The sequence below is a fragment of the Marinospirillum insulare DSM 21763 genome, from assembly GCF_000686905.1.
Classification (GTDB): domain Bacteria; phylum Pseudomonadota; class Gammaproteobacteria; order Pseudomonadales; family Halomonadaceae; genus Marinospirillum; species Marinospirillum insulare.
Map to the genome: position 1 here is coordinate 26,980 of NZ_JMLW01000014.1, position 26,195 is coordinate 53,174.

Here is a 26,195-nt window from a genome sequence, read left to right on the forward strand (position 1 = left end):
TTTTTGTTTTATTTTTTCCGATAATACTTTTCCATACCGTCCAGAATGTTACGCATCAGTTGATCTAAACACCTTCGGTAGTTCTTGTGTTCTGGATTACGAAACAAAGCACTCAGCTCATGTTTACTTATAGAAAATCCATTCAGTTGCAACATTTTAAGCAGGTCATCTGCTTGCAGACTGAGTGCAATTTTAAGCTTTCTTAATATAATATTATTACTTAGTAGCTGCTCTGGCTCAGGTATGCCATCGCCTTTAGGGCCTCGGTTTTTAATGATTAACCCATTTAAAAACCGTGCAAGCATGACATCCTCACACAAAACAAAACCAGGCTCTTCTTCACGGCTCATCCAAGCTAATAACTCCTGTCTGCTGGCCTTGTAGCCACCTAGTTCAAATTTAGCCAGCATTTGTTGATCGCTATAATCAAAAATATAACGCACACGGCGTAGAATATCGTTATTGTTGATGACACACCTTCCTATTCAAACCTTCATTACCCTAGGCTTTAACTTTTGAGTCGTTTGATTGTATTTATACAAAAATAAAGGGCCACTCTAAAAGAGTGACCCTTGATCAATATTTACATCTCTAAGCTAACTTAGCTAGAACTTTATTTGGCTTTTGGCGTTTTAGCTCTAGTCGTTTTAGGCTTAGCTGTTGGTTGAGTTGCTTTTGTTGCTGCTTCTTTTTTAGCAGCAGGCTTAGTAGCAACTTTTTCTTTAGATGCAGCAGGATCTTCAGGTGAGTCCGTATTAGCCGCTTCTGGTTTAGGTGCAATAACATCGGTAATTTTTAACTTAACATAACTACCCGGTGCTGCTTCTATAACCTTTAACTTGCCTTTATTAGGATCACGAGCTACCACTTGATTCGCTGGGTCAGCATATTTGTTGCTAGTCACCCATTCTTGCCAATCTGACCACCAAGAACCTTCATGTTTATCTGCACCAGCAAACCAAGCATCAGGCGTTTCAGCTATTAGATCGTTAGTCCAGTAGCCATACTTTACTTTGTTGGGTGGGTTAACTACACCAGCAATATGCCCTGAGCCTGATAACACAAATTTAACAGGCCCTGAGTGAACCTGAGCACCAGTATAAGTCGACTTCCATTTAGCTATATGGTCTTGGATTGTTGAAACAAAGTAAGCAGGTGTTTTCACTTTGCTTATGTCTATTTTAACACCATCAACTTCTATACCACCTGGCTGAATCAAACGGTTATGCTGGTACATATTACGCAAGTAAAACTTGTGCATAGCAGCTGGCATATTAGTGCCGTCAGTATTCCAATACAGCAGGTCAAAAGCAGCTGGTCGATCACCTTTAAGGTAGTTATTAATATAGAAAGACCAAAACAAGTCGTTTTCACGCAGTAGGTTAAAGCTAAATGCCATAACGCGGCCATCTAAATAGCCGGTAGTATCTAGCTGTTTTTCCATACCTCGTAAGCTGGCTTCATTAATAAATACACTGATTTCACCTGGATCTGAAAAATCTTGCAAAGTTGCCATGTAAGTAACTGACTTAACACGCTTCTCTTGCTTAGTTGCTGCTAGGTAAGCCACTGTAGAAGCAGTTAAAGTGCCACCAATACAGTAAGAAAGCAGGTTTACATCTGCTTCACCTGTTTGCTCTTTAACAGCATCCATCGCTGCCAAAGTGCCTTGGTTCATGTATTCAGACCATCCATAATCACGCATTTCTGGACCAGGGTTAACCCAAGAAATAATAAACACACTATGCCCTTGGTCTGTTAACCATTTAACTAGTGAGTTACTTTCGCGCAAGTCTAGTATGTAGAACTTGTTAATCCAGGGTGGAACAATTAACAAAGGTGTTTTGTACTGTTTTTCAGTGGTGGGCTGATACTGAATTAATTGTATTAACTTATTCTGAAAAACTACCTGGCCAGGCGTTGTCGCAACGTTTTCACCTAATGTAAAAGCACTAACATCCGTCATAGTGACGTTCAGGCCTTCAGCACTTTGCTTCATATCGTTACTTAGCTGCTTCATTCCTTTCAGTAAGTTTTGGCCGCGTGTTTCTACTGTGCGTCGAATAACTTCAGGGTTGGTAAACAGGGAGTTAGAAGGTGAGTGTGCATTCACTAGCTGACGTGTATAAAAGTCAACCTGCTGACGCGTATGGTCTTCTAAGCCCTCAACCCCGTTCACTACATTCAACACACTGCGAGACTGAAGTAGATAGGACTGCTTAATAAACTTATAAATTAAATTTTCTGACCATTCAGGATCATTAAAGCGGCGATCATCTCTTGCAGGTTCTATGGTTGCTTCAACATCTTTTTGACCTAAGAGTTCACGCACAGTGTTTTGCCATAATTGCATCTGGCCTTGCATTAGGCTCATCTGTTCGTCAAACATCACCATAGGATTTGCAGCTAACTGCTGCCCTAACTGCTGAAAGTTTTCACCCATATCGTTAAATATAGATGAGGAGGTATCACTAGCGCCCCCTTCATTTTGACTAATAAATTGTTGTATTACAGCTTGATAACGCTCATTAGCCTCAGTCATCCATTCGAACATTTCAGCAGGGTCAAATGGATTATGATCGGGTTGCTGATCATTTTTTTCTTCAGTCATTCACCAACTCCCTTTTATTTACCTATAAAAAAAGAGGCTAGTAGCCCCTTTTTTAATTTTCTAACGCTTTAGAAGGCTAAAACTAGTCAGTATTACTTACTAGCAGGCTTAGCTGCAGGCTTGGCTGCTTTATCTTCAGGTGCTTTGTTGAAAGCTTGAGCGCGAGACTCTTCCATAATTTTTTCAATTTCGCCTTTAAATTCCATGCTCATATCAGCCATGGTTTTAGCATCTTCAAGTACTTTCTTGCTGAGCGAGCTCATCATTTCAGCTTGTGATGCGCTATAGTCACGAACGCCATCTGCATCTTTAACCGAAGTAGCTTGCTTCATTTGGGTTAAACCCATTTGGCTGTAAGCTTTTAATGCTTCTAGCTGAAAGTCAGTCATTTTTTCCATGTTTTCAACCAAAAGCGCATTAATTTTACGCATAGGGTTGTACATGTTTTTAGTTTGCTCTGTAAAAGCATTCATCATTTTTTCTTGCATGTTTTTATCTTGCATCATAATTAAAACCTCTAATTTATTTTGAGACTTAAGTCTCAGTTAGTTTTTGTATAGATTTTTATCTATAAGTTTAAATTTATTAATTTTACTTCCCTCAATCCTTCGAGGTTTATTTTTGTTATCTCTTTAAACTATAGTCTTAACTGCTGCTTTGACCATAGCTTGAAACTAAGTCCATCATCATTTTTTGATAACTACTGACTGAGTCAAAACCTTGTGAGACGAATGGTTTTAAGAGTGATAAGGGGTCGTAACCATCTACTCCAGCTTCCATCTGCTCTCTTATCTTCCTCATTAAGTCATCCTGAAATGGCTGTACATCAGGTAAGCCCATAGCTTTACGAAACTCTTCAGGAGTCATTTCTAATTCTATATTGACCTTCACAAGCGCCCTCCGCCTTTATAGGTGAGTCCTTCATTTACTATTTAAGCAGTATTTCATATATAAAGCAACTAGGATATAAGACTCTAGCCTTAACATAAACTAGTGATAGTTTTCCTAGTGTTTTTATCTAGCTAAGCCTAGCAACTAATTAAAATCGCCTAAGATTAAAGCTAGATTACCTTCTTGGCTAAACAACATTAGGCGGTATTATGGGTGTAGTTTGTTTTACATCAACATTTTGGCCTCTATGACGCAATAAATGATCCATCAATACTAAAGCTAACATTGCTTCAGCAATAGGTGTCGCTCTTATACCTACACAAGGGTCATGGCGACCTGTAGTTATTATTTCACAAGCTTCACCTTTAATATCAACACTTTGGCCAGGTAAGCGCAAACTAGATGTTGGTTTTAATGCCATACTCACGGTGATAGCCTGACCACTGGAAATACCGCCTAAAATACCACCAGCATGATTACTTAAAAAGCCTGCTTCACTCATTTCATCTCGGTGCTCACTACCTTTTTGTTCAACAGAAGCAAAACCGGCACCCACCTCTACTCCTTTAACAGCATTAATAGACATCATGGCATGGGCTATTTCTGCATCTAGACGATCAAAAACTGGCTCACCTAGCCCGGGCGGAACGCCTTCAGCAACCACTTCTATGCGTGCCCCAATGGAATCACCTTCTTTGCGTAGAGCATCCATATAGGCCTCCATTTCAGACACCTTGTCAGGATCAGGACAAAAGAAAGGGTTACGCTCAACTTCATCCCAATTAAGCTTTTCTACTTTGATAGGCCCTAGCTGTGACAAATAACCGCGCACAGTAATACCGTGTGTTTCAAATAAGTATTTTTTAGCTATAGCGCCTGCAGCCACACGCATAGCTGTTTCGCGGGCTGAGCTACGACCACCGCCCCGATGGTCACGAATGCCATATTTTTGTTGGTAGGTGTAATCAGCATGGGCAGGGCGAAACTGCTCTTGAATTTTGCCGTAGTCTTTAGAACGTTGATCAGTGTTTTCTATTAGCAAACCTATGGGTGTACCCGTTGTTTTACCTTCAAATACTCCCGATAAAATCTTTACCTGATCAGCTTCACGCCTTTGCGTGGTATGACGACTAGTACCAGGTTTGCGGCGGTCTAAATCTAGCTGCAAATCAGCTTCTGTTAACGCCATTCCCGGCGGACAACCATCGACTATAGCGCCTAAAGCTAGGCCATGACTTTCACCAAAGGTGGTGACAGTAAATAGTTTTCCAAAGGTATTACCCGACATAAATCAGCTTCCGTTTATATTTATATAAGTTAAATGTTTGTTAAAGCCGCATTAAAATCTGCTTGATATTCATCTAACTGTTCAGCAGTTAATACAAAAACACCACCAGCTTCAGATTCAAATTCAACCCATAAAAAAGGTACTTGTGGAAATAAAGCTTCTAGGTGGGTTTCGCTATTACCCACTTCCACCACCAATAAGCCGCCATCATTAAGGTGTTGCCTTGCTTGGGCTAAAATAATCCTTACTAGATCTAAACCATCTTCACCTGCTGCAAGCGCTAACTCAGGCTCTTGATGGTACTCTTCTGGCATAGTAGCTAGGTCTTGAGGATCAACATAGGGTGGATTACTAACGATTAAATCGAATTTCTCATCCACTTCTAAGGCTGCAAATAAATTAGAAGCAAGAGCGGTAACTCGCTGACCTAGGTGGTGACGACTAATATTTTCTTTTGCTACCTCTAAGGCATCTTGCGAAATATCGCTTAAAGTCACTTCAGCCGTTGGAAAAGCATAAGCACAAGCAATACCTATACAACCACTACCCGTACACAAGTCTAAAATTTTAGCGGGTGGCTGGGTTTCATCAAACCAAGGCTCGAAGCAGTTAAGAATAAGTTCGGCAATAGGTGAACGAGGAATAAGCACTCTAGCGTCTACTTTAAAAGGCAAGCCAGCAAACCAACTTTCGCCCAGTAAATAAGGTAGTGGTGTACGATTTTCACAACGCTGTTTAATAAGCCTAATTAAATTTTCACGCTCTTGATGGGTAAGTCGTGCATCTAATAAACGCTCGTCTGTATCCCAAGGCAGATGTAAACTACCCAATACTAGGTGAAGCGCTTCATCCCAGGCGTTATCTGTTCCATGACCATAATAGAGGTGATTTTGGTTAAAATTGGTTAGCGCCCAACGAACAAAGTCTCTTAGAGTTTGCAGTTCTTGCACTAGCGAACTTGTCGATTGATTAGTGATTGAGCTCATCGCTGAGTAATTTCCTAGGTTGGCGTGTTAGCATTAGCTCAGTTTAACATAAGGAGCAAAAAGTGAGCCCTGATAATGACTCTAATGATGATCAAAACTTATTCCGTGAGTTAATGAAAGGGGTTAAACCCGTCAAGCAAAACCTTGCAGACCTAGGCAAACCACGCCGAGTCAAAGACATTAACCACCAAGTTCGTCGTCAAGCTGCCACCAGCGAACCCAGCTCTTTAGCAGACTTAGGCATTTCTGACGGCCAGGTTAGACCGGTTAACCCAGGCGAAAGCTTGCTTTTTCATGTGCCTGACTTGCCTCTAAGAACCTTGCAAGAATTAAAAAAAGGACAGCTAAACTGGCAAGAAGGACTGGATTTACATGGGTTTACTATAGAAAAGTCTAGGGCAGCACTGAGTGAGTTTATTCGTGATGGTTACCAGTCTTCTAGTCGCTGCTTGTTATTGGTGCATGGTAAGGCCTACAACCGTGAAGGTGAAGTACCTAGCATTAAGTCTCACGTTAATGTTTGGTTAAGGCAAATGCCTGAAGTTTTGGCTTTTTGTTCTGCCTTGCCAAAAGATGGTGGCACAGGTGCACTCTATATCTTACTGCGCACCCGTAAACGCCTAGCTAACTAATAACCTAAGGCTAAATCAACTAAACCTAGTGGCTTTTCACCCTGAGCTAAGCGTTTTAAGTTATCCACCACCTGCTCTACTGCTAACTCGGGCAGAGTATAAGCTGCTATGTGAGGCGTTATTAGCACTTGTGGATGAGTCCAAAAAGGGTGAGCAACTGGCTCGAGGGGTAAAGGCTCAGTTTTAAATACATCTAACACCGCTAACCTTAAGTGTTTAGAGTCTAAGAGGCTAATTAAGTCACTATCAACTAGCTGTTGTCCTCGCCCTATATTAACTAAACTTGCTCCCTGGGGTAATTTTTCTAAGTTCTGTTTATTTAAAATCCCAGCGGTTGCTTGAGTATTAGGCAGCAAATTTACCAACAAATCTGTTTGCTTTAATAGGTTTGAAAACCCCTCATCACCCACTAAAACCTCTACACCTTGTAGACTTACAGCCGTTCTTTTCCAGCCCTTAACTGAATAACCTAGCTCAGCAAACTTTTGTGCTACTTTTATACCTAGTTCGCCTAAACCTAAAATTCCAATACGTGGCTTATCTAAACTTTTACTGGGTTCAGCCTGCCAAATTTTTTGTTTTTGACGTGCTATATACAGGTCAAAATCACCTTGTAAAGTCAGTGTCACCCATAAAAGGTAATCAATCATCTGTTGCGCCATACCCGCATCCAACAAACGCATAATGGGTAAGTTATTAGGAATATCTTCTCTTGAAACTAGCGCATCAACACCCGCGCTAAGGGCAAACACACCTTGTAAATTTGGAAAACTTTTAAAGAAGTTAGGTTTAGGGTTCCACACACCCGCCCAGTGCACTTTCTCAAAATCTACTTTATCCTTTGCAGTAACAACACGAAGTTCTGGTGCTTGCTGCTTAAAACACTTAAGCCAATAGTCCTCTTCTCGTTCATCACCAAAATGCAGGTAAAACATGATCTAACTCCTAGTTTTGAATAGCTACTGCTATGATTTACCAGCAAGCCTAACTAATATATGTCTAGCAGCCAAATTAGCCATCTTGTAAGCTAGCTTAAATTTTAACTAGCCTTTTTAGAGAGCAGCAATATGAAGCTTAGCGACTTACATCAGTTTGAACAGTTCTCACAGCTTACAGACGAGCAGTTAATTTTGCTTAAACCCAGCATGAGAATAAAACGCTGTGAAGCTGCTGATGAAACGATACTCCCCTTAGGCTCCAGCTCTGATTTAGAGTTTTTTTTACTTAATGGGAAGGTAAACCTCGTTGCTGAAGATGGGCGCGAACAAGAAATTAAAGCCGGCACTCCTGAAGCTAGGCTAAGTATTGCAAGACTCAGGCCCAGTATTTACCAAGTTAATAGCGCCTCTGCTGCTGTTTTAATTGCTTTACCAGGCAAGCTGCTTACTCAACAAGTTAAAGCGTCTATTATTGCTAATTTTGATGGGCTAGAGCTGTCAACCAAGGCTCAAATATTTTATAACCGCCTTAAAACTGCATTAGAAGATAAAAAATTTACCCTACCTAGCCTACCCAGTGTCGCATTAAAAGTTAGAAAAGTGCTCGAGCAAGAAGAGCCAGAAATTGCTGAGCTAGAAAAGCTACTGAATCACGATCCATCTATCAGCGCAAAACTGGTGGCTGCAGCCAACAGTCCGCTTTATCACCGAGGTAGTCATTGCAAAACATCCGCTGATGCCATTATGCGCTTAGGTTTAGAAACCACTTCCCAGCTGGTTATGCTGTTTTCTTTGCGCCAGCTGTTTAAAGCTAAGCAAGCTTGGGTTAAAAAACGCATGGTAGAGACTTGGACACAAGGTGTTAGGGTTGCAGCTATTTGTCAGCTACTCACTTTGCACCATTCACACCTATCGGGTGATCAAGCCTTATTAATTGGATTAATTCACAACCTAGGTGAGTTAGCTATTTTAAAGTTTATGGACCAACAAGGCGAACTTGACCCTAAGGAAATGGAGCCACTCTTGGAGGAGTTGATGCCAGAGGCTGGCGGTTTGTTATTGAGTAGCTGGAATTTTGATGAAGAAATCATTACAAGTATTCGCCAAATTAACACTTGGCAAACCACTGAAGACAATCCTAAGGCAACCCTAGATGATTTACTAAAAGTAGCCCGCTTACATAGCTTAAAAGGTACTGATGACCAATACCGCTACCCGCGCTTAGATGAGCTACCGGCTTTTAGAAAGTTAGCCAAGCAAGGCTTAACAGAAGATTTTAGTCTTGCTTTGGTAGAAGATGCCGCTGAACAGGTAGCAGAAACGCAAGCTATGTTTGGCTTGTAATTCAGCTAGTCCCTGAAACAGACTTCAACAACAAAGTCGCCACTTTCCACATGGAAGGGTATTAAAATTTTTGGACCATAAACGCTGTGCAAAATTTTATGCCCTTCACCTACAAAAGTAACCGGTTGCGACAGATAAAAGTTATAACCTTCTTCAGATAGAATCTTTTTAGCTCCACCCGAAACCATATTGGTTATTTCACCAATCAAGTCTTCCACTGTGGCATTAATTTTAGTGGGACGCTCACCCAGCATACGCTCGACTAGGTCTATTGCGACGGGTTCTGTAAAGCTAATTGCCATAGAGCCGGATGTTTTTTCACCCATTAAATCTATAAAACCGGTGACCACACCACGGGCAATATTATCTTCCTTTAATATGGATTTGCCCACCTGCGGCTGAAGATCACACATAGTGCGTAAAACATTTACCATGGCGTGAAGGAAGGGATTAATAAAATCTGCGCGCATAACTGCTACCCAAAGAATAAAAAGTAAACGCAAAGCTTACCGCAAAGACTCTACAAAAGGGAGGTGTAGATTCAAAAACATTGTTTAATGCAGGAAAAAAGCCATAAGTTTACGTTTACGTCAACTTCCTCTAGTGCTATGTTAGCGGGTATAAATGGTTAAACCTGTATAACCAACAGTTTTAATTCGACTAGTATTATGTTTAATGATCAACAACCTAAGTTAACAACAATAATATGGAGGCTTTCTTATGCCTGTAAACCAACCCCTTTGGCAACCTTCACCCAGCAGCATCGCAGCTAGCCCACTGGCTGCTTTTATGCAGCAGGTAAATGAAGGTTACCAATTACAATTAACTAGCTACGAAGACCTCTTTCAATGGAGCAACACTCACTCTGCGGAATTTTGGTCAGAGATTTGGGATTTTGGTGGCGTGGTGGCCGCTGAACAGGGCAGCCAAGCTTTAGTTGATGCCCATAAAATGTCCGGTGCGCGCTGGTTTCCTGAAGCTAGATTAAACTTTGCTCAAAACTTACTTAAATTTCGTGATGACCGCCCAGCAATTATTTCTTTACACGAAAACGGCCAACGCATTTCATTAACCCACGCCCAGCTTTACGACCAGGTTGCGCAAATTTCTGCCGCCCTACAAAAAGCAGGGGTTAAGCCAGGTGATCGAGTGGCTGGCTTTGTTCCTAACTGCCATTACGCCTTAATTGCCATGCTTGCCGCGACTAGCTTGGGCGCTATCTGGTCTTCTTGTTCACCAGACTTTGGCTTTAATGGCGTACTCGATAGATTCGGGCAAATTCAGCCTAAATTTTTATTTGCCACCGATGGCTACCTCTATAACGGCAAACGTATCAATAGCCTGCCTCTAGTGGCTGAAATTGTTGAATCCTTAGATGCCTTACAAGAAGTGGTGGTTTTTCCTTATTTAGAAACCCACCCAGACATTAGCGGTATCAACAAGTCGATCTTATGGGATGATTTTAGAATTGCCGATGCCAAAGAAATAGATTTTGCTCAACTGCCCTTTGATCACCCCATTTATATTATGTACTCATCAGGTACTACGGGTGAGCCCAAGTGCATTGTGCATTCTGCCGGGGGTACTTTATTACAACACTTAAAAGAACATTTGTTACACACCAGCTTAACCCGTGAGGACACCCTATTTTACTACACCACTTGTGGTTGGATGATGTGGAACTGGCTAGTGTCAGGTTTAGCCGCTGGGGCAGCCTTGGTGCTTTTTGATGGTTCACCCTTTGCACCAGAACCTAAAGCACTTTGGGATATGGCAGAAAATGAAGAGGTAAGCGTGTTTGGTACTAGCGCTAAATACATTGCCGCTTGCGAAAAAGCTGGTTTAAAACCCGGTACTACCCATAAGCTACCTAAATTACGTGCGATTCTTTCTACTGGTTCGCCTTTATCGCATGAATCCTTTGATTACGTTTATCGTGAAATCAAACAAGACTTACTGCTTGCCTCAATTTCTGGCGGTACCGATATCGTTTCCTGCTTTGCGCTGGGTTGCCCAATTCGCCCGGTTTACCGTGGACAGTTACAAGCCCGTGGCCTAGGCATGGATGTGCAAGTCTTCAACGATGCAGGCCAGCCAGTTTTAGAAGAAAAAGGTGAACTGGTCTGTACTCAACCCTTTCCTTCTATGCCGATTGGCTTCTGGAATGATGAAGACGGAAGCAAATACCAAGCCGCTTACTTTGATCGTTTCGATAATATTTGGGCACACGGCGATTATGCAGAAATTACCGCTGAAGACGGCATGATTATCCATGGTCGCTCTGATGCCGTGCTTAACCCAGGTGGTGTACGTATAGGCACAGCAGAAATTTACCGTCAGGTAGAAAAGGTTGAAGAAGTCTTAGAAGCTCTGTGTATTGGGCAAGACTGGAAGGACGATGTACGTGTGGTTTTGTTTGTGCGCATGAAAGAAGGCTTTGTGCTTGACGATGCAATGCGTAAACGACTGCGCGATACAATTCGGTCTGAAACTACACCCCGCCATGTTCCTAGCAAAATTATTCAGGTGGCCGATATTCCTCGCACCCTGTCTGGAAAAATAGTAGAGCTAGCGGTTAGAGAAGTCGTGCATGGCCGACCGGTTAAAAACCAAGATGCTTTAGCCAACCCAGAAGCTTTAGAATTATTTGTAGACTTACCTGAACTGCAAAGCTAACTAAAACTCAGCCATAAAAAAACCGGAGACCACAATCTCCGGTTTTTTTCATATTACTCAATTTAGTCATTACGTTAGCGACGACGGCAGGACAAGGCAAAAACCTGCGAAAAGGCGCAGTTTACTAGAAGTAAATGAGCACTTTAAGCAGGTTTTTAACGCAGTCATGCCTAGGCAGCTAGTAATTCAATTAAACACGCTCAAAAATTGTCGCCACACCCTGCCCCATTCCAATACACATAGTCGCTAAACCTAGCGTGGCATCTTTTTGCTCCATTACGTTCAACAGAGTAGTGGAAATACGTGTACCCGAACAACCCAGTGGGTGACCTAAAGCAATTGCACCACCGTTTAAGTTAACTTTTTCGTCCATCTTATCCATGAGTTTCAAGTCTTTTAGCACGGGTAAACCCTGAGCAGCAAAGGCTTCATTCAACTCAACAATATCCAAGTCATCAATGGTTAAGCCGGCTGCTTTAAGTGCTTTTTTAGTGGCTGGAACAGGACCGTAACCCATAATGGAAGGATCACAGCCAGCAACACCCATAGAGCGTACTTTAGCAATAGGTTTAAGTCCTAAGGCTTGAGCTTTCTCGTAACTCATCATCAGCATACCAGAAGCACCCACAGATAAGGCAGAGGAAGTACCTGCGGTTACTGTGCCACTACGAGGATCAAAGACTGGCTTAAGCTGGCTTAGCGTTTCTACTGTGGTTTCGGGGCGAATCACTTCATCTTTAAGAATGAGCTTTAAACGACCTTCTGCATCATGACCTTCTACACCAATAATTTCGTTATCAAAACGACCATTGATAGAAGCGTCATGGGCTAAACGGTGTGAACGTGCACCCATTTCATCTTGCTGTTGACGAGTAATACCGTGCATTTTACCTAGCAATTCAGCGGTTAAGCCCATCATCATTGCGGCTTTAGCATTTTGCATACTCGCAGAGGGGTTCACATCGACACCGTGCATCATGCTCACGTGCTCCATGTGTTCTACACCACCCACTAGGTAAATATCACCTAAGCCCGCTTGAATATTCGCGCCAGCAATATGGATAGCACTCATGGAAGAACCGCACAGGCGGTTAACCGTTTGTGCCGGCACAGTTTTAGGAATATCGGTTAAAATTGCCGCATTACGGCCTACGTTATAACCCTGCTCTAGGGTTTGGTTGACACAACCCCAAATAATGTCATCTATTTCGGCTGGGTTTAAACCTGCATTACGCGTTAATAAGGAACGCATAATGTCAGCGGATAGTTCTTCAGCTCGCACATTACGGAAAGCACCATTTTTGGCTTTAGCCATGGCAGTGCGTACACCATCTACGATTACGATATCACGTGGTTGCAGACTCATTGTTCTTCTCCTGAATTCGGTGACAAAACCTTAGCTATAAACTTTAGCTATAAAAAGATTCGTTATTAGCGGCCTTAGCACGCAGCTTATCGGTCACGGCATAAAGCGGGCCTAAATCTGCTAGGGAATCTGCTAGGTCAACAAAGGCTTGTACACCCATGGCATCTATATAACGTAGCGCACCACCACGGAAAGGCGGGAAGCCTATGCCGTAAATAAGCGCCATATCCGCTTCGGCTGGTGTACCTACAATATTATCTTCTAGGCAGCGCACCGTTTCTAAACAAAGAGGAACCATCATGCGGGCGATAATTTGCTCATCGGTTAGCTCTTCATTCGCTTTAACTAAAGGCTGAATCAGCGCATCCGTGGTTTCATCATTCACTTTTTGCGGCTTACCCTTACGGTCTTCTTCATACTTATAGAAACCCGTTGCATTCTTCTGACCTAGACGACCTGCATCGTACATAGCATTCAAAACTGTTTTACCTTCGCGCTTCATACGATCTGGGAAGCCTTCAGCCATCACCTCGTTAGCATGTACCGCAGTATCTAAACCCACCACATCTAGCAAGTAAGCAGGACCCATGGGCCAACCAAACTTTTCCATCACTTTATCAACACGGCGGAAATCTGCACCTTGTTCAACTAGGCCAATAAAACCACCAAAGTAAGGGAAAAGAATACGGTTCACTAAAAAGCCTGGGCAGTCATTCACAACTATAGGCGTTTTACCCATTTGCTTGGCGTAGGTCACCGTTGCCGCTATGGCAGTTTCAGAAGACTTTTCACCACGAATCACTTCCACCAAAGGCATACGGTGTACAGGGTTGAAGAAGTGCATACCACAGAAGTTTTCTGGGCGCTTAAGGTTTTTAGCTAGGCTGTTAATCGAAATGGTTGAAGTGTTAGAGGCAATAATGGCATCGTCTGCTACTTGATCTTCTAGCTCAGCCAATACCGAAGCTTTAACCTTGGCATTTTCAACCACCGCTTCAACTGTTAGCTCTACGTCTTTAAAATCACCGTAAGAAAGTGTAGGACGAATACGGCCTAAGGTTTCTGCCATTTGTGCTGCCGTTATACGCTTACGCTTTAACTGGCCGCCTAATAGCTTATTGGCTTCTTTTAAACCTAGTTGCAATGCTTCTTCGTTAATGTCTTTCATCATAATCGGCGTGCCTTTAGAAGCCGACTGATAAGCAACACCACCACCCATAATACCTGCACCTAAAACCGCTGCCTTTTTAACGGGGTTTACCTGTTTTTCATAAGCAGCTGCTTTTTTCTTAACTAGTTGATCATTCAAGAACAAGCCAACCAAGTTAAAGCACACATCCGTTCTAGCCATTTTGGCAAAGGTTTTGGCTTCAACTAGCTGAGCTTTTTCACGCTTGGCTGTAGCACCCTTTTGAATGGCTTTAATGGCTTCAACAGGCGCTGGGTAATGTGGGCCAGCTTTACCCGCAACAAAACCTTTAGCCGTTTCAAAGACCATCATGGATTCAATGGGGTTCAATTTAAGCGGTGCTTTTTTCTGTTCGCGTCGCGCTTGCCAATCTAGGTTACCCGCTTGGGCTTCTGTTAGAAGATCTAAAGCTGTGTCACGTAATTTATCATTACTCACTACGGCATCAGCAGCACCCATTTTTAGTGCTACATCAGCACGGTTTTCGGTACCACCAGCAATCCATTCAATCGCATTGTCTGCACCAATCAGGCGTGGTAAACGCACACCACCACCCCAACCAGGAATAATACCTAACTTAGTTTCGGGTAAGCCAATTTTTGCTGTGTCTGCCATCACACGAAAGTCGGTGGTCAGTAGCATTTCACAACCACCACCTAAGGCTAGGCCGTTGATTGCGGTTACGGTTGGAAAAGGTAAATCTTCAATGCTGTTAAATAACTCATGAACTTGCAGGTTCATATCAGTTAAGAATTCTTCGGTTTCACCAAAAATGCCGTGAAACTCGGTAATATCAGCGCCAACAATAAAAGCTTCCTTGGCACTACTCATAAGCAAACCCTTAATATCGGATTTGGCTTGTATGGCTTTAACTGCTTCACCTAACTCTTTAATGGTGTCTGTACTAAGTACGTTAATTGCCTGACCTTCGCGATCAAAAATCAGCTCTGCATTTCCGTCACTAAGGGCGTGTACCTGAATGGCTTTGCCTTGGTAAATCATCGTATGATCTCCAGCTTTTTGTTGTAGAAAAACTCATCGGGCACTTCTAGCTTGTTACCTAACAAACTTTCATACGGCCGTTTGAACTTAGCTAAGGTTCGTCCATTCAGCTTAAGTTGTCAAGCCGCTCTATAAAATACTAAACACTACTCAGAGACTTTACCTGAAAAAAAACCTTGGCAAACCTGGTTATAGCAGGCGATAAGCCCTGAAAAAAAATTATCTGAAACAACCTATTGACATTTAGAGACGGTCGGTCTAATTTACACAAAGATTAATTAGACCGACCGTCTAATATTTGAGGAAAAAATGACAAAACCATCAGTAAAACGTAAACCGGGACGGCCTAAAAAGCACTCAGCAGCCGACTTTATAGATACCCGACAGGCATTGGTTCGGGCAGGCCTGGCAGCCCTTACTATTAAAGGCTATTCCAGCACGGGTATTGATGAAATTTTAAAAACAGTGCAAGTCCCTAAAGGCTCTTTTTACCACTACTTCGCCAGCAAAGAAGCCTTTGGGGCAGAACTTATTGAAGCCTATGGTCAGTATTTTGCTAAAAAACTAAGCCGCTGGTTTGATGACACTCATACCAGCCCCTTAAACCGCCTGCTGGCTTTTATAACAGATGCCAAAAAAGGGATGCAGAAGTTTGAATACCAAAGAGGTTGTTTAATCGGCAATCTCGGTCAGGAAATGGTGGCACTTCCTGAAGGATTCAGAAAGCAGCTGATACAGGTATTTAACGACTGGGAAGCTAAAACAGCAGATTTACTGGATGAAGCCAAAGCTGCCGGAGAAATAGCAGATACAACCAACACCGCACAAATGGCCTATTTTTTCTGGGTTGGCTGGGAAGGCGCTGTTCTCAGAGCCAAACTTGAACAATCAGGTGAACCGCTGGACCTTTTTACACAAGAATTTATCACCCTCATTAAAACGTAACAAATTTATCAAACACTGGAGAAAACCATGTTTAAAGCAGTCCTAATTGAAGGCAACAGAAAAGATCAGCAGGTTTCATTAAAGTCAGTTGATGAAACACAGCTACCCGAAGGCAATGTTGAACTAGACATCGTCTATTCAACCCTTAACTACAAAGATGCACTTGCCATTACAGGTAAAGCTCCCATTGCAAAACACTACCCCATGATTCCAGGTATTGATTTTGCAGGCACAGTAACCAGCTCCAGCCACGCTGATTTTAAAGCAGGCGATCAGGTTATTCTTAATGGCTGGGGTGTGGGCGAAAAACACTGGGGCGGCCTAGCTGAAAAAGCCCGTGTATCCGGCGACTGGCTGGTTCCTCTGCCTTCTGCCTTCACACCCAGACAGGCAATGGCTATAGGTACGGCTGGCTACACTGCCATGCTTTGTGTAATGGCCTTAGAAAAACACGACCTCACCCCCAAAGACGGTGAAATTCTGGTCACTGGAGCAGCAGGTGGTGTAGGCAGTGTAGCCGTGGCATTACTGGCAAAACTGGGCTTTAGCGTAACCGCAGTCACCGGTCGCCCGGAAGAAGAAGCTTTTCTTAAATCCTTAGGTGCCAGCAAAATTATGGATCGCGCCGAATTAAGCCAACCCGGTAAGCCTTTAGCAGCCGAAACCTGGGCTGGTGCTATAGACGTTGCAGGCAGCCATGTGCTTGCCAATGTATGCGCAGGTATAAAATACCAGGGTGCTGTTGCTGCCTGTGGCCTTGCCGCGGGTATGGATTTCCCCTCAACAGTAGCTCCCTTTATTTTGCGTGGCGTCACCCTCTACGGCATAGATAGCGTAATGGCACCCAAAAACAAGCGATTAGATGCCTGGCAGCGTCTGACAGAACTGCTTGATCTTTCCTTACTTGAAAGCCTGACCACAGAAGTTGCTTTTGATGAAGTCATTAACGCCGCCCACCAACTGATGGAAGGCAAAGTAAGAGGCCGTGTTGTAGTACCCATTCAAGCTTAATTACTCATTAAAACTAATAACTAACAATTCCGATAAATAAGGATTCAATATGAGCAATACAACAGAACAACCCATTAGCCGCTTCCCTGTCCCTTCACTTGATGAAATGCCTGAAGATGTACGCAACAGAATTTTAGACGTTCAGGAAAAATCAGGTTTTATTCCTAACGTATTTTTAGTACTGGCTAAGCGCCCGGCTGAATTCCGTGCTTTTTTTGATTATCACGATGCACTGATGGAAAAAGAAAGCAACCTAAGCAAAGGCGAACGAGAAATGATTGTCGTTGCCACCAGCGGCTACAACCAGTGCCAATACTGTGTTGTTGCTCACGGTGCAATTTTGCGTATTCGTGAGAAAAACCCGCTAATTGCAGACCAGATTGCCGTTAATTACCACAATGCCGATATTACTCCTCGCCAAAAAGCCATGCTAGATTTTGCTGTTAAAGTATCGCAAACGGCTCAAGAAGTCAGTGATGCGGATATTAACGAGCTAAAACAACATGGCTTTGATGATGAAGATGTTTGGGATATTACCGGCATCTCCGCTTTCTTTGGTTTATCTAATCGTATGGCCAATGTCACCGCCATGCGCCCTAATACCGAATTTTATTCTTTAGGGCGTTAAAAAACTGTATTCGGTAGCTATCTAGGGGTAGCTACCGAATAATCTCTATCCATTCACCTCAGTGAACTAATTTCTACTCATTCCGGTACGCCCGAATGAAATCTAAACACTGGGTCTGGGCTTTCTATCAGTTGTTTTTCTGCTTCTAACAGTGCCGCTACTCTTTCTGTAATGGGCTTATCCGTATAAAGATTAGCTAGGTATAAGTAACCTTCAAAGTGCCTTGCTTCTGCTTTAATTAACGAGCAGTAGTAGTTGGCTAAAGTTAGCTCACCTTGCTCCACCAAGCTAGGTATTAATGCCGCAAAGCGTTCGCAAGAACGGGCTTCAATAATGGCACCAACAATTAAGGTATCTACAAAGCGTCCTAGTTCGCTGGTTCTTAGGTGTTTAAACAACTCGCCTGCATAACGCCCTGGCGATAAGTTGTGGTAGGTAATGCCACGGTCACGCAATAAATTAATTACCTGCTTAAAGTGTTGCAATTCCTCTCTGGCAAGCGGGGTCATTTTATCGAGCAGCTCGTCATATTGAGGATAACGGTGCATTAAGCTAATCGCTGTGGAAGCGGCTTTCTTTTCGCACAGGGCATGGTCGATTAAAACGGTATCTAGGTTTTGTAGGGCATAATCTACCCAAGTTTGGGGTGTGCTACACAATAAAAAAGCATCAATTTCAGGTGTGGCCGGTGCTTCAACAGAAGTAGTCAAAATTACAGTCTCAAAATAATAAATTAAGCATCAAATAGTGTGGCTTCTTTAGGTTTGAAAGTAAACGCCAGCAATTGTGCTTGCAGGTTAGCAACATCTAAAGGTTCATCTGCTAGCAATTCTAACCGTGAATCACGCCGATAGGTAATTGCTTGCATCAACATTTCTGATCCTACCTTGTTAAAACTGCGCCATTGTTTGGTTCCCACACGAAATACACCTTTAATTCTAAGCAAGTTTTGCTGCTGATCTATCCATTGATACAGCTTGTCTTCATCAAAAGCATCGTCCCGATGAAACACCCAACCCACCGAAAAAGCACCCAAACCTTCACCTTGTTGGCAAACAGGCTTACCCACTTCAGGCAAGGCTAAAAAAGCTAAACCAGCGGTTTGTGGTGCTAAAAAATTGGCTTTAGGGTGATGACTAGGCGTTGATTTCGGCTTGCTTTGTTGGCTAATTAGCTGGGCGGCAGAATCTAAAACACTCAGTGGTAGCTCACCCTTTTCACAGCTTAACAAAGCCAACTTAGGTGGAAACATCTGCTGGGCTTCTTCTAAAGCTTTTTGGGTTTGCGCTGGGGTAGCAAGGTCGGTTTTATTAAAAACCAAAATATCTGCTAAAGCGATTTGGTCTTGAAAAGTTTCATGCGCCACTACTTTAGGCTCGTCTAACAAGCGAGGATCAACCAAAGTAACCAGCGGACGCAATTCCAAAACATCGTTAAATTGCCCGCCCGTTAGTAAATCAATAATACCGGCTGGGTGACCTAAACCCGTTGGCTCAATAATCAGCCGGTCAGGCTTAAAGCGTTGTAAAAGATTAACTAAGGTGACAGAAAGCGTTAAACCCAAGGCACAACAAATGCAGCCTCCAGGTAATTCTTTAATTTGTAAATCTTCACCGGCTTCTAACAGGCTGGCATCCACGCCAATTTGCCCGAACTCATTCACCACCAAAGCCCAGCGCTCGCCTTCTGGCTTATTTTTAATTAAATGATTGATTGCCGTAGTTTTACCAACCCCTAAAAAACCACTCATTAGGTGAACGGGTACTTTATTGGCGGGCTGTGTATTTTCAGAGGTACTCATAAAGCGTTTTCACGTTCCAATAGCTGTTGTTTCATCGTTAAACCAAAAGCAAAGCCACCTAAACTACCATCACTACGTAGCACACGGTGGCAGGGCACTAAAAAGGGAATGGGATTGGCACCACAGGCCGTACCAACAGCTCTAACAGCCTTAGGTTTACCTAGGGCTGCTGCTAGTTGTGCATAACTGAGTGTTTTACCCTTGGGAATCTCTAATAAAGCTGACCAAACCGCCAACTGAAAAGCAGTGCCTCTTAAATCCAGAGGCAAGTCTTTAATTAAAGCAGAATTTACTAAGGCCGCGCTAAGGCGTTGTGACCAACTTATACGCTGTCCAGCCGATAAAGGCTCTATTCCAGCTAAAGAAAAAGCAGTCAACTGTTCTGCAAAATCAGCATCATTAAAAAATGGCTCTAGTGCAACCAGCCCTTTAGAGCTAACCAAAATAATAGCGTTACAGTCACCTGTTTGAAATTCAGCCCATCCCTGCAGCTCACCCTTTAACAAAGATGATTTAATCATTTGCTGCACCTCATTTGCCCTACTCGTTAGTTTTAGCAGATTAACAGATAGATTAACTGACTTGTATGCAGGGTAAGATAAAAGCCAAAAAAAACCCCGCCTAGTTTGCACTAGTTGGGGTTAAGTTAAAGCGGGAGGGGTGTTACATTTACTTCATGGAGATAGTGGTGTTCACGCCTTCTGAAATACTGTCTGGCTGGAACCAACGCTCGGTTACTGTCTTGCTGTGTGTCCAGAACTTCACTGCTTCTTTACCATTAGGACCTAATGGACCTAAACGTGAAGCACGTGAACCAGTGAAGCTGAAGTAAGCAACTGGCACAGGAATTGGCATGTTAATACCTACCTGACCTACATCAATTTCGTTTTGGAACTTGTGCGCAGCCCAACCCGAAGCGGTAAAGATTGAAGTACCGTTACCATTTTCATTCGCATTAATGTAAGCAATCGCTTCTTCTAAGGTTTCAACACCTACAATGCAAAGGACAGGGCCAAAAATTTCTTGTGAATAAATATCCATTTCTGGGGTTACATCGGTGAACACTGTTGGGCCAACAAAGTTACCCTTTTCATAACCTTTAACCACTGGGTTACGGCCATCTAGCGCCAAAGTTGCACCTTGAGCAACGCCAGAATCGATTAGCTTAACAATTCTGTCTCTAGCTTGCGGTGAAACCACTGGGCAAACATCAACCTTAACGTCTGTACCTGGGCCAACCTTCATGGTTTTAGAGCGTTCAACTATATCGGCAGACCATTCACGCGCTTCACCCACTAAAATAACCACTGGGTTAGCCATGCAACGTTGACCCGCAGCACCAAAGGCAGAGCCTAGCAGTGCATCAATGGCTTGGTTTTTGTTGGCATCAGGCAAAACAACCGCGTGGTTTTTAGCGCCCATCATGCACTGAGCACGCTTACCAGCACGACCAGCATGGTCATAAATAATTTTACCAACGTGGCTAGAACCAATGAAGGATACGGCTTTAATGTGTTCATGTTCACATAAACGCTGGGCTACTTCTGGACCACCATGAATTACGTTTAATACGCCAGGTGGCAAGCCAGCTTCGTGCGCTAGTTCAACTAAACGCAAGCTAGAAGTTGGGTCTTGCTCAGAAGGCTTAAGTACAAAGGTGTTACCCGTTGCAATAGCAATAGGGAACATAAAGCAGGGCAACATAATAGGGAAGTTAAATGCAGTAATACCAGCGCCCACACCTAAAGGCTGCTTTAGGGTATAAACGTTAACGCCTGTCGCTACGTTTTCTGCCATTTCACTGATTTGTAGTGAAGGGATAGAACAAGCGTGTTCGATTACTTCTAAACCACGACCCACTTCACCTTCAGCATCTGGCAAAGTTTTACCGTGTTCTTCGGTGATTAAAGCAGCTAACTCTTTAGCATTGTCACGCACTAGCTGTTGGAACTTAAGCATAATACGCATACGCGCAGCTAAAGAAGTATTACGCCAAGTTTTGAAGGCTTCGTTAGCATTTTCAATCGCTGCGTCTACTTCATCTAGCGTACAGAAAGGAACACGCGCAACCACTTCTTGCGTTGCTGGGTTAAGAACATCACGCCAGTCGGTTGACTGAGAGATGACTTCTTTACCACCAATAATCATAGGAGTTTGACGTACGGTCATGGCTTACCTCTTTTAGTTAGCATACTTCTTTATAGTTAGAGTGCTGCAAATGCTCGACCTGAACTAAGCTTTATTAATTATTACTTTAAATACCTAGCTAGGTAACTTGGTTAACATCTTAGACACTCGCATCACTTCTTGACAAGCCACCTAAGTGCAAGGCAGGCTTGCATAAATGCAAAGCAGTTAACTAGATCTAGAAAAAGAGCTGAAAATGGATTGGGATGATATACGAATTTTTTTAGAATTAGCTCGAACAGAAAAACTAAGTGAAGCAGCAAAGCGTTTACGTATCAATGCTTCCACTGTATCTAGGCGTTTACACCGTTTAGAAACACAGCTGGAAGTGCAACTGTTTGAACGTGGGCCTGATGGTCACCAGCTAACCAGCCAAGGACAACTGCTTTTAGCAACAGCAAGACAAATGGAGCAACAAGCGCTGACTGCTAGTGAAATTCTGCAAGGGCTAGGTGAAGAAAGCATAGGTTCAGTAAGAATAGGCTCTACCGAAGGCTTTGGTAGCTTTTTTATTACACCGCAACTCAGTGAATTTTGTCGCCAAAATCCACGCCTAGTGGTTGAACTCTTACCCATGCCGCGCTTTATCAAATTAACTCGACATGAAGCAGACATGGCAGTGACCATTGAACGCCCAAGGCACACCAGTTTAGTTGTCACCAAGCTCTGTGATTATCGCCTTAAACTCTATGCCACTGAAAACTACCTAGAAAATGCGCCGCCACTGAATAAAATAGAAGACTTAAACCGCCACCGTTTAATTGGCTATATCGATGACTTACTCTTTTCAGACCAGCTGAATTATATGGATAGGCTTTTACCCGATGCCCAGCAAGTTTTTCGTAGCACCAGTGTTATTGCTCAATACACCATGGCAAAAGCAGGTCTGGGTGTGGCTATTCTGCCCTGTTTTATGGCCAAAGAAGCCCCAGAACTAAAACCTATTTTAGAAGAACCACTCACCTTAACGCGCAGTTTTTGGCTAGCCGCCCAGCCAGAACGCAAACGCCTAGCTAGAGTAGAAGCCGTTTGGTTGGAATTAAGAAGATTGGTAGAAGAACAAGAAGATTTGCTGATGGGGGAAGGTCGTGGCGACCTTCTTCAATGTAAGTAATAAATACCTAAGAAAAATGGTTCCTGTCCACCTCAGGGCGTGTTGTTATGAGTTTTCACCTAGATGAATGGCAAACTGTTGGAGCATATATTCATCACTAAGTGGAGGGTAGAGTATTTTTAGTTTTTCGTAAGAACTTTCTTTAACCAATACAGGCACAGCTATTTTTTCTGCTACATTTGAATCAGATAGCTCAAAATTTTTATTTATATCAAATGAATCAATAGCTTCTGATAATACCTCTGAGTCAAGTGAGCCTAACAAAAGTTCTAAATATTTCGCAGTGCTTTTAGTTAGCCAGACTTTCACCAACCCCCCATCCACAAGAACACCCTGAACTTTAAAATAATATAAATTCTCATCATTCGGAGCGGGGACGTCGAAATATGGTTGAATTTTGGCACCAGCGGTTGTTGTGATAGAGTATTTTTTTTTGCCAGATTCTTTCTCATAAACCCATAGACTTCGGGAAGATTTTCGTGATCCCCTTGCCGGAGTTATGCTCCATTCTGCATAAAAGTCGTTAACATTGGGCTTTGTCATTTCCTCTTCAAAATACAAAAACTCATCTAATGTATCTTTCCATAAGAGCCAACCAATACGCATATCTGCTGATTTATTTGTAGAGTTAGCCTTTACCGCTTCAGATCTTGTATCTATTAGCTCATTATACTGAGCTAATATATTTTCCATTGCTTTTTTTGGGTCACTTTCGTCTGGAATTCTAATACTTCTGGTTCCAGCAGGATGCATTTTTGTTGTTCCACATTCATTCAATATACTTCCTGATTTTGTTACCCTCAGCATTTTATGTTCTACGCCAAGACCTTCATGGTTAATATCGATATGCAGATTACTCCAGTCTGTCTCAGGAATTTTTTTGGTATTACAGTAAACAAAATCCCAATCGCCTTCTTCCATTTTTCGACCAAGCATTGTTGATACTTTTGCAGATAAAATATCCATTGCGATATTTTTTTCTTCTTCAGTAAAAGCTTCTAATGTTTTAACTGCCATACTTTTCTTCCGCTTCTAATATTGCATTACCTATGATTTTACCTAATAGTGGCGGGACTGCATTACCTATCTGGAATGCTCGTTGCATCCTTGTCCCATGTAAATACCAAGATGCAGGAAAAGTCTGTAATTTCAATAGCTCTTCGTCAGACAGGTATTCGTGCTCTACTGGGACAGGCGGAGTGTCCCCTTGCTTCCTTCCTTTAGTTGCCCACTGCTGCCTAAATAGCTGCTTTTCTGGAACACCATTAGGTGCAAACGCTAACTTTGCTCCTTGATGTGCCCCTATCGTGGGTGAAGGTCTATCGAATGTCCAAGTTACAGGTTCATCATGTGGGCGAACTACATTTTTCACCCATAACCTTGCTTTTTCAGAGTTGATTTCTCCATAGATAGGGTGTGTGCCAGGCCATAACGCATCATACATAGTTACCCACGGTCTCAGCTCACTTCCAGAAAATAACTCCTCTTGCTGTTGTTTTTTGTTTGGTTTTCCGTGAGTTGCCTCCGGCCAATCAAAATCCAACCCATCTCTACTGCCAACAATAATTAAACGCTCTCGTATTTGAGGGGCACCAAAATCAGCTGCATTCAAAACTTTATGGCTACACTTATAGCCAAGCTTTTCAAATTCATTAAAAATAATTTTTAATGAACCTCCTGCCTCGTTTCGAATATCCCATGTAGCGTCATTATCACCACATACTATGCATTTTTTGGAGTCTTTTTGGCTGGAGAAATTCTGTCTGACTTCAAATGGAGCCAAGCTTTCAGAATGGCAACTATTGCAAGTTTGATATATGACATCTGTTTTGGTAAAAGTGATCCCCTTAACATTTTCAAATAGAAACCATTTAGGATTTAGATCTTTGACAAGCCGTACAAACTCATAAAAAAGATCACCATTCTTCGTACAGTCCAGCGACTTTTGCTTCCCAGCTTTGCTAAATGGTTGACAAGGTGGCCCTCCAGCAATACAAAATAAGTCGTTATCTATTAAACGTTCAAATTCGGAGGATGGTACTTCTCTAATATCACCTTCAATAACTTTACACTCTTGGAGATATTTTTCTTTATGTGTGCGTGTCTTTATTCTTTGAAAGAATAGCTGCTTATCAATTTCAGATAACCGTTTAAAACAGGGTTGCTTTAATGCCTCCTCTACAAACGTATCAACTTCATTAGAGTTTAGGTTGCAGAGCATTTTATTTTTTCTAAGCGTTTCACATGCCTGAGGTTCAAGTTCATTTGCAACTATGGTTGTAAATCCTGCTTGTTCTAAACCGAGATCTAGCCCACCTGCACCAGCGAAAAGAGAAATTAATGATCGTTTTTGAGTCATTTACGAATTACCTTGTTAGTATAGTTTTTTAGTGATATACAGGCATACTAAATATCATCTACATCTACCAAAAAATCAGCATATACACTTACTGGCAGCCTCGGGCGGCAGTAATAAAGCTAAACCCAACAATAACAAACATAATTTTAGGTTTTAAACAAAATAGACTATGCAATCAAACAACCACCAACTCTGGTTCTCTTTCTAACAGTATATTAAAACGACTTTTAACTGTGCTGGTTATTTCTTCTGCTAGGGCTAATAAGTCTTGTGCTGTGCCACCGCCGGTGTGTATAAGCACTAAAGCTTGTTGGTCATGTACGCCAACACTGCCACGTTTAGCACCTTTAAAACTACACTGATCTATTAACCAAGCGGCGGCTAATTTACAGCCGTTGGTTGCTGGGTAGTGGGGCATTTTGGGGTAGAGTTTTAATAACTCATCGGCTTGTTGCTGGCTAATGACTGGGTTTTTAAAAAAGCTGCCGGCATTACCAATTTTGGCTGGGTCAGGGAGTTTAGATTGGCGTAGCTCAGTGACGACTTGGGCAATTAGCTGGGGTAATGGCAGGTTTGCAGTTTCTGGCTGTTGTTGTTTTTCTTCTAAACGCTGCTGTAAATCGGCATAGCCTAAACGGGGTTCTGCTTGTTTAGAAAGCTGTAACTGCAAGGCGGTAATAATAAACCGGCCTTTCCAGTCATGTTTAAAGCGGCTGTCTCTATAACCTAAAACGCAATTTTTCGCGGCGATAATATCGAACTTGGCTGGCTGTCCATGTTCTGGCAACCAATAACCTTCTACGGCTTGTAGTGTGTCGGCTAGCTCAACGCCATAAGCGCCGATATTTTGAATAGGAGCCGCGCCAGCTTGGCCGGGGATTAGAGCCAAGTTTTCTAACCCAAAATAGCCTTTACTGGTGGTATCTAATACTAATTGTTGCCAAGAATAGCCAGCTGAGACTTTTAATATTAAATTATCTGGTTCAATTTCAGGCCATTCTAAGGCATGTGGTTTTTGTTGTAACACTACCGCTTTTAAATTGCCCTGAAAAATAACATTGCTACCACCGCCCAAAGGAAATACCGGCAAGGCTTGTGAACTAGCAAAATCAAAAACTTCGGGTAAGTCTTCGGGCTTTTCAGCTTGCACTAACCAACTAGCTTGGGCAGTAAATCCCAAGGTATTTAGCTGATCAAGCTTAGCAAGCGGTATTTTACTCAGCATCG

Annotated in this window: 24 protein-coding genes; 7 read left to right on the top strand and 17 right to left on the bottom strand. The window is 42.6% G+C overall.

All coding sequences use genetic code 11. The annotated features are described in order from the left end of the window. Nucleotides 1–8 precede the first annotated feature (8 nt). The 6 genes from BP27_RS0107130 to prmB all read right to left on the bottom strand — a co-directional run bounded on the left by BP27_RS0107130 (nucleotide 9) and on the right by prmB (nucleotide 5,776). The gene (locus BP27_RS0107130; protein ID WP_342665794.1) at nucleotides 9–485 is read right to left on the bottom strand and encodes a YehS family protein; all 477 of its coding nucleotides are present in this window, start codon (nucleotides 483–485) and stop codon (nucleotides 9–11) included. A 128-nt stretch (nucleotides 486–613) separates the two neighbouring features. Then, complete coding sequence (gene phaC / locus BP27_RS15595) at nucleotides 614–2,611, bottom strand: class I poly(R)-hydroxyalkanoic acid synthase (protein ID WP_150112027.1); 1,998 nt, start codon at nucleotides 2,609–2,611, stop codon at nucleotides 614–616. Nucleotides 2,612–2,703: 92 nt separating this feature from the next. Next, nucleotides 2,704–3,117, bottom strand: coding sequence for a phasin family protein (locus BP27_RS0107140; RefSeq protein WP_051610438.1), 414 nt, complete (start codon nucleotides 3,115–3,117; stop codon nucleotides 2,704–2,706). Between the two features lie 139 nt (nucleotides 3,118–3,256). Beyond that, complete coding sequence (locus BP27_RS0107145) at nucleotides 3,257–3,502, bottom strand: DUF6489 family protein (RefSeq protein ID WP_027850962.1); 246 nt, start codon at nucleotides 3,500–3,502, stop codon at nucleotides 3,257–3,259. Nucleotides 3,503–3,689: 187 nt separating this feature from the next. After that, nucleotides 3,690–4,790, bottom strand: coding sequence for a chorismate synthase (gene aroC, locus BP27_RS0107150; protein WP_027850963.1), 1,101 nt, complete (start codon nucleotides 4,788–4,790; stop codon nucleotides 3,690–3,692). A 29-nt stretch (nucleotides 4,791–4,819) separates the two neighbouring features. Further along, the gene (gene prmB, locus BP27_RS0107155; protein WP_036239692.1) at nucleotides 4,820–5,776 is read right to left on the bottom strand and encodes a 50S ribosomal protein L3 N(5)-glutamine methyltransferase; all 957 of its coding nucleotides are present in this window, start codon (nucleotides 5,774–5,776) and stop codon (nucleotides 4,820–4,822) included. A gap of 62 nt (nucleotides 5,777–5,838) precedes the next feature. On the opposite strand from prmB, the gene BP27_RS0107160 reads away from it, so the two are divergent. Next, nucleotides 5,839–6,408, top strand: a complete 570-nt coding sequence (locus BP27_RS0107160) for a Smr/MutS family protein (RefSeq protein WP_027850965.1) — start codon at nucleotides 5,839–5,841, stop codon at nucleotides 6,406–6,408. On the opposite strand, the gene BP27_RS0107165 is transcribed toward BP27_RS0107160, so the two are convergent. Beyond that, nucleotides 6,405–7,343 (bottom strand): 2-hydroxyacid dehydrogenase, encoded by a 939-nt coding sequence (locus tag BP27_RS0107165; RefSeq protein WP_027850966.1) that lies wholly within the window; start codon nucleotides 7,341–7,343, stop codon nucleotides 6,405–6,407. The genes BP27_RS0107160 and BP27_RS0107165 overlap by 4 nt on opposite strands. A 132-nt stretch (nucleotides 7,344–7,475) precedes the next feature. On the opposite strand from BP27_RS0107165, the gene BP27_RS0107170 reads away from it, so the two are divergent. Continuing rightward, complete coding sequence (locus tag BP27_RS0107170) at nucleotides 7,476–8,690, top strand: HDOD domain-containing protein (protein ID WP_027850967.1); 1,215 nt, start codon at nucleotides 7,476–7,478, stop codon at nucleotides 8,688–8,690. A 5-nt stretch (nucleotides 8,691–8,695) separates the two neighbouring features. Here BP27_RS0107170 and BP27_RS0107175 read toward each other — a convergent pair whose 3' ends face one another. Then, a complete protein-coding gene (locus BP27_RS0107175; RefSeq protein ID WP_027850968.1) occupies nucleotides 8,696–9,160 on the bottom strand; it encodes a chemotaxis protein CheX in 465 nt (154 codons plus the stop codon). Nucleotides 9,161–9,410: 250 nt separating this feature from the next. Between BP27_RS0107175 and BP27_RS0107180 the strand changes: the two genes are divergently transcribed. Next, nucleotides 9,411–11,366 (top strand): acetoacetate--CoA ligase, encoded by a 1,956-nt coding sequence (locus BP27_RS0107180; RefSeq protein ID WP_027850969.1) that lies wholly within the window; start codon nucleotides 9,411–9,413, stop codon nucleotides 11,364–11,366. Nucleotides 11,367–11,556: 190 nt separating this feature from the next. On the opposite strand, the gene fadA is transcribed toward BP27_RS0107180, so the two are convergent. After that, nucleotides 11,557–12,732: an acetyl-CoA C-acyltransferase FadA gene (gene fadA, locus BP27_RS0107185; protein WP_027850970.1), complete on the bottom strand. Its 1,176-nt coding sequence runs from the start codon at nucleotides 12,730–12,732 to the stop codon at nucleotides 11,557–11,559. A 43-nt stretch (nucleotides 12,733–12,775) separates the two neighbouring features. Beyond that, nucleotides 12,776–14,923 carry a fatty acid oxidation complex subunit alpha FadB gene (gene fadB, locus BP27_RS0107190; RefSeq protein ID WP_027850971.1) on the bottom strand — a complete coding sequence of 716 codons (2,148 nt, stop codon included), beginning with the start codon at nucleotides 14,921–14,923 and terminating at the stop codon, nucleotides 12,776–12,778. Nucleotides 14,924–15,232: 309 nt separating this feature from the next. On the opposite strand from fadB, the gene acuR reads away from it, so the two are divergent. Genes acuR through BP27_RS0107205 form a run of 3 tightly spaced genes read left to right on the top strand, consistent with a single transcriptional unit; the run spans nucleotide 15,233 to nucleotide 17,507 of the window. Further along, nucleotides 15,233–15,868, top strand: a complete 636-nt coding sequence (gene acuR, locus BP27_RS0107195; protein WP_027850972.1) for an acrylate utilization transcriptional regulator AcuR — start codon at nucleotides 15,233–15,235, stop codon at nucleotides 15,866–15,868. 27 nt (nucleotides 15,869–15,895) lie between these two features. Then, the gene (acuI, locus tag BP27_RS0107200) at nucleotides 15,896–16,879 is read left to right on the top strand and encodes an acrylyl-CoA reductase (NADPH) (protein ID WP_027850973.1); all 984 of its coding nucleotides are present in this window, start codon (nucleotides 15,896–15,898) and stop codon (nucleotides 16,877–16,879) included. Between the two features lie 49 nt (nucleotides 16,880–16,928). Beyond that, nucleotides 16,929–17,507, top strand: coding sequence for a peroxidase-related enzyme (locus tag BP27_RS0107205; protein WP_027850974.1), 579 nt, complete (start codon nucleotides 16,929–16,931; stop codon nucleotides 17,505–17,507). 77 nt (nucleotides 17,508–17,584) lie between these two features. Here BP27_RS0107205 and BP27_RS0107210 read toward each other — a convergent pair whose 3' ends face one another. From BP27_RS0107210 to BP27_RS0107225, 4 genes are all read right to left on the bottom strand, one after another. Next, nucleotides 17,585–18,217: a MiaE family protein gene (locus BP27_RS0107210; RefSeq protein ID WP_027850975.1), complete on the bottom strand. Its 633-nt coding sequence runs from the start codon at nucleotides 18,215–18,217 to the stop codon at nucleotides 17,585–17,587. 23 nt (nucleotides 18,218–18,240) lie between these two features. After that, entirely contained in the window at nucleotides 18,241–19,308 is a 1,068-nt protein-coding gene (locus BP27_RS0107215) for a CobW family GTP-binding protein (protein ID WP_051610439.1), read from the bottom strand. Next, on the bottom strand, nucleotides 19,305–19,829 hold the full coding sequence (locus BP27_RS15600; RefSeq protein ID WP_051168333.1) for a methylated-DNA--[protein]-cysteine S-methyltransferase: 525 nt from the start codon (nucleotides 19,827–19,829) through the stop codon (nucleotides 19,305–19,307). The genes BP27_RS0107215 and BP27_RS15600 overlap by 4 nt, the downstream gene beginning before the upstream one ends. Nucleotides 19,830–19,977: 148 nt before the next feature. Beyond that, on the bottom strand, nucleotides 19,978–21,477 hold the full coding sequence (locus BP27_RS0107225; RefSeq protein WP_027850977.1) for a CoA-acylating methylmalonate-semialdehyde dehydrogenase: 1,500 nt from the start codon (nucleotides 21,475–21,477) through the stop codon (nucleotides 19,978–19,980). A 214-nt stretch (nucleotides 21,478–21,691) separates the two neighbouring features. Between BP27_RS0107225 and BP27_RS0107230 the strand changes: the two genes are divergently transcribed. Then, entirely contained in the window at nucleotides 21,692–22,609 is a 918-nt protein-coding gene (locus BP27_RS0107230; protein WP_036239696.1) for a LysR family transcriptional regulator, read from the top strand. Between the two features lie 45 nt (nucleotides 22,610–22,654). Here the strand turns inward: BP27_RS0107230 and BP27_RS15605 are convergent, their stop codons facing one another. The 3 genes from BP27_RS15605 to murB form a co-directional block, all read right to left on the bottom strand. Continuing rightward, a complete protein-coding gene (locus tag BP27_RS15605; RefSeq protein ID WP_051610440.1) occupies nucleotides 22,655–23,626 on the bottom strand; it encodes a hypothetical protein in 972 nt (323 codons plus the stop codon). Further along, nucleotides 23,616–24,968, bottom strand: a complete 1,353-nt coding sequence (locus BP27_RS15610; RefSeq protein WP_036239698.1) for a DNA cytosine methyltransferase — start codon at nucleotides 24,966–24,968, stop codon at nucleotides 23,616–23,618. Before BP27_RS15610 ends, BP27_RS15605 begins: the two co-directional genes overlap by 11 nt. Nucleotides 24,969–25,143: 175 nt before the next feature. After that, nucleotides 25,144–26,193 carry a UDP-N-acetylmuramate dehydrogenase gene (gene murB / locus BP27_RS0107245; RefSeq protein WP_027850979.1) on the bottom strand — a complete coding sequence of 350 codons (1,050 nt, stop codon included), beginning with the start codon at nucleotides 26,191–26,193 and terminating at the stop codon, nucleotides 25,144–25,146. Nucleotides 26,194–26,195: the final 2 nt, after the last annotated feature.

Bases quoted from the DNA above. Each gene is read 5' to 3' on its own strand.
- BP27_RS0107205 (WP_027850974.1), top strand. From the start codon at position 16,929: ATGAGCAATACAACAGAACAACCCATTAGCCGCTTCCCTGTCCCTTCA.
- acuI (WP_027850973.1), top strand. From the start codon at position 15,896: ATGTTTAAAGCAGTCCTAATTGAAGGCAACAGAAAAGATCAGCAGGTT.
- murB (WP_027850979.1), bottom strand. From the start codon at position 26,193: ATGCTGAGTAAAATACCGCTTGCTAAGCTTGATCAGCTAAATACCTTG.
- aroC (WP_027850963.1), bottom strand. From the start codon at position 4,790: ATGTCGGGTAATACCTTTGGAAAACTATTTACTGTCACCACCTTTGGT.
- BP27_RS0107225 (WP_027850977.1), bottom strand. From the start codon at position 21,477: ATGACCGTACGTCAAACTCCTATGATTATTGGTGGTAAAGAAGTCATC.
- BP27_RS0107140 (WP_051610438.1), bottom strand. From the start codon at position 3,117: ATGATGCAAGATAAAAACATGCAAGAAAAAATGATGAATGCTTTTACA.
- BP27_RS0107215 (WP_051610439.1), bottom strand. From the start codon at position 19,308: ATGAGTACCTCTGAAAATACACAGCCCGCCAATAAAGTACCCGTTCAC.
- fadA (WP_027850970.1), bottom strand. From the start codon at position 12,732: ATGAGTCTGCAACCACGTGATATCGTAATCGTAGATGGTGTACGCACT.
- BP27_RS0107180 (WP_027850969.1), top strand. From the start codon at position 9,411: ATGCCTGTAAACCAACCCCTTTGGCAACCTTCACCCAGCAGCATCGCA.
- BP27_RS0107230 (WP_036239696.1), top strand. From the start codon at position 21,692: ATGGATTGGGATGATATACGAATTTTTTTAGAATTAGCTCGAACAGAA.
- BP27_RS0107165 (WP_027850966.1), bottom strand. From the start codon at position 7,343: ATGTTTTACCTGCATTTTGGTGATGAACGAGAAGAGGACTATTGGCTT.
- fadB (WP_027850971.1), bottom strand. From the start codon at position 14,923: ATGATTTACCAAGGCAAAGCCATTCAGGTACACGCCCTTAGTGACGGA.
- BP27_RS0107170 (WP_027850967.1), top strand. From the start codon at position 7,476: ATGAAGCTTAGCGACTTACATCAGTTTGAACAGTTCTCACAGCTTACA.
- phaC (WP_150112027.1), bottom strand. From the start codon at position 2,611: ATGACTGAAGAAAAAAATGATCAGCAACCCGATCATAATCCATTTGAC.
- BP27_RS15610 (WP_036239698.1), bottom strand. From the start codon at position 24,968: ATGACTCAAAAACGATCATTAATTTCTCTTTTCGCTGGTGCAGGTGGG.
- BP27_RS15600 (WP_051168333.1), bottom strand. From the start codon at position 19,829: ATGATTAAATCATCTTTGTTAAAGGGTGAGCTGCAGGGATGGGCTGAA.
- BP27_RS0107175 (WP_027850968.1), bottom strand. From the start codon at position 9,160: ATGCGCGCAGATTTTATTAATCCCTTCCTTCACGCCATGGTAAATGTT.
- prmB (WP_036239692.1), bottom strand. From the start codon at position 5,776: ATGAGCTCAATCACTAATCAATCGACAAGTTCGCTAGTGCAAGAACTG.
- BP27_RS15605 (WP_051610440.1), bottom strand. From the start codon at position 23,626: ATGGCAGTTAAAACATTAGAAGCTTTTACTGAAGAAGAAAAAAATATC.
- acuR (WP_027850972.1), top strand. From the start codon at position 15,233: ATGACAAAACCATCAGTAAAACGTAAACCGGGACGGCCTAAAAAGCAC.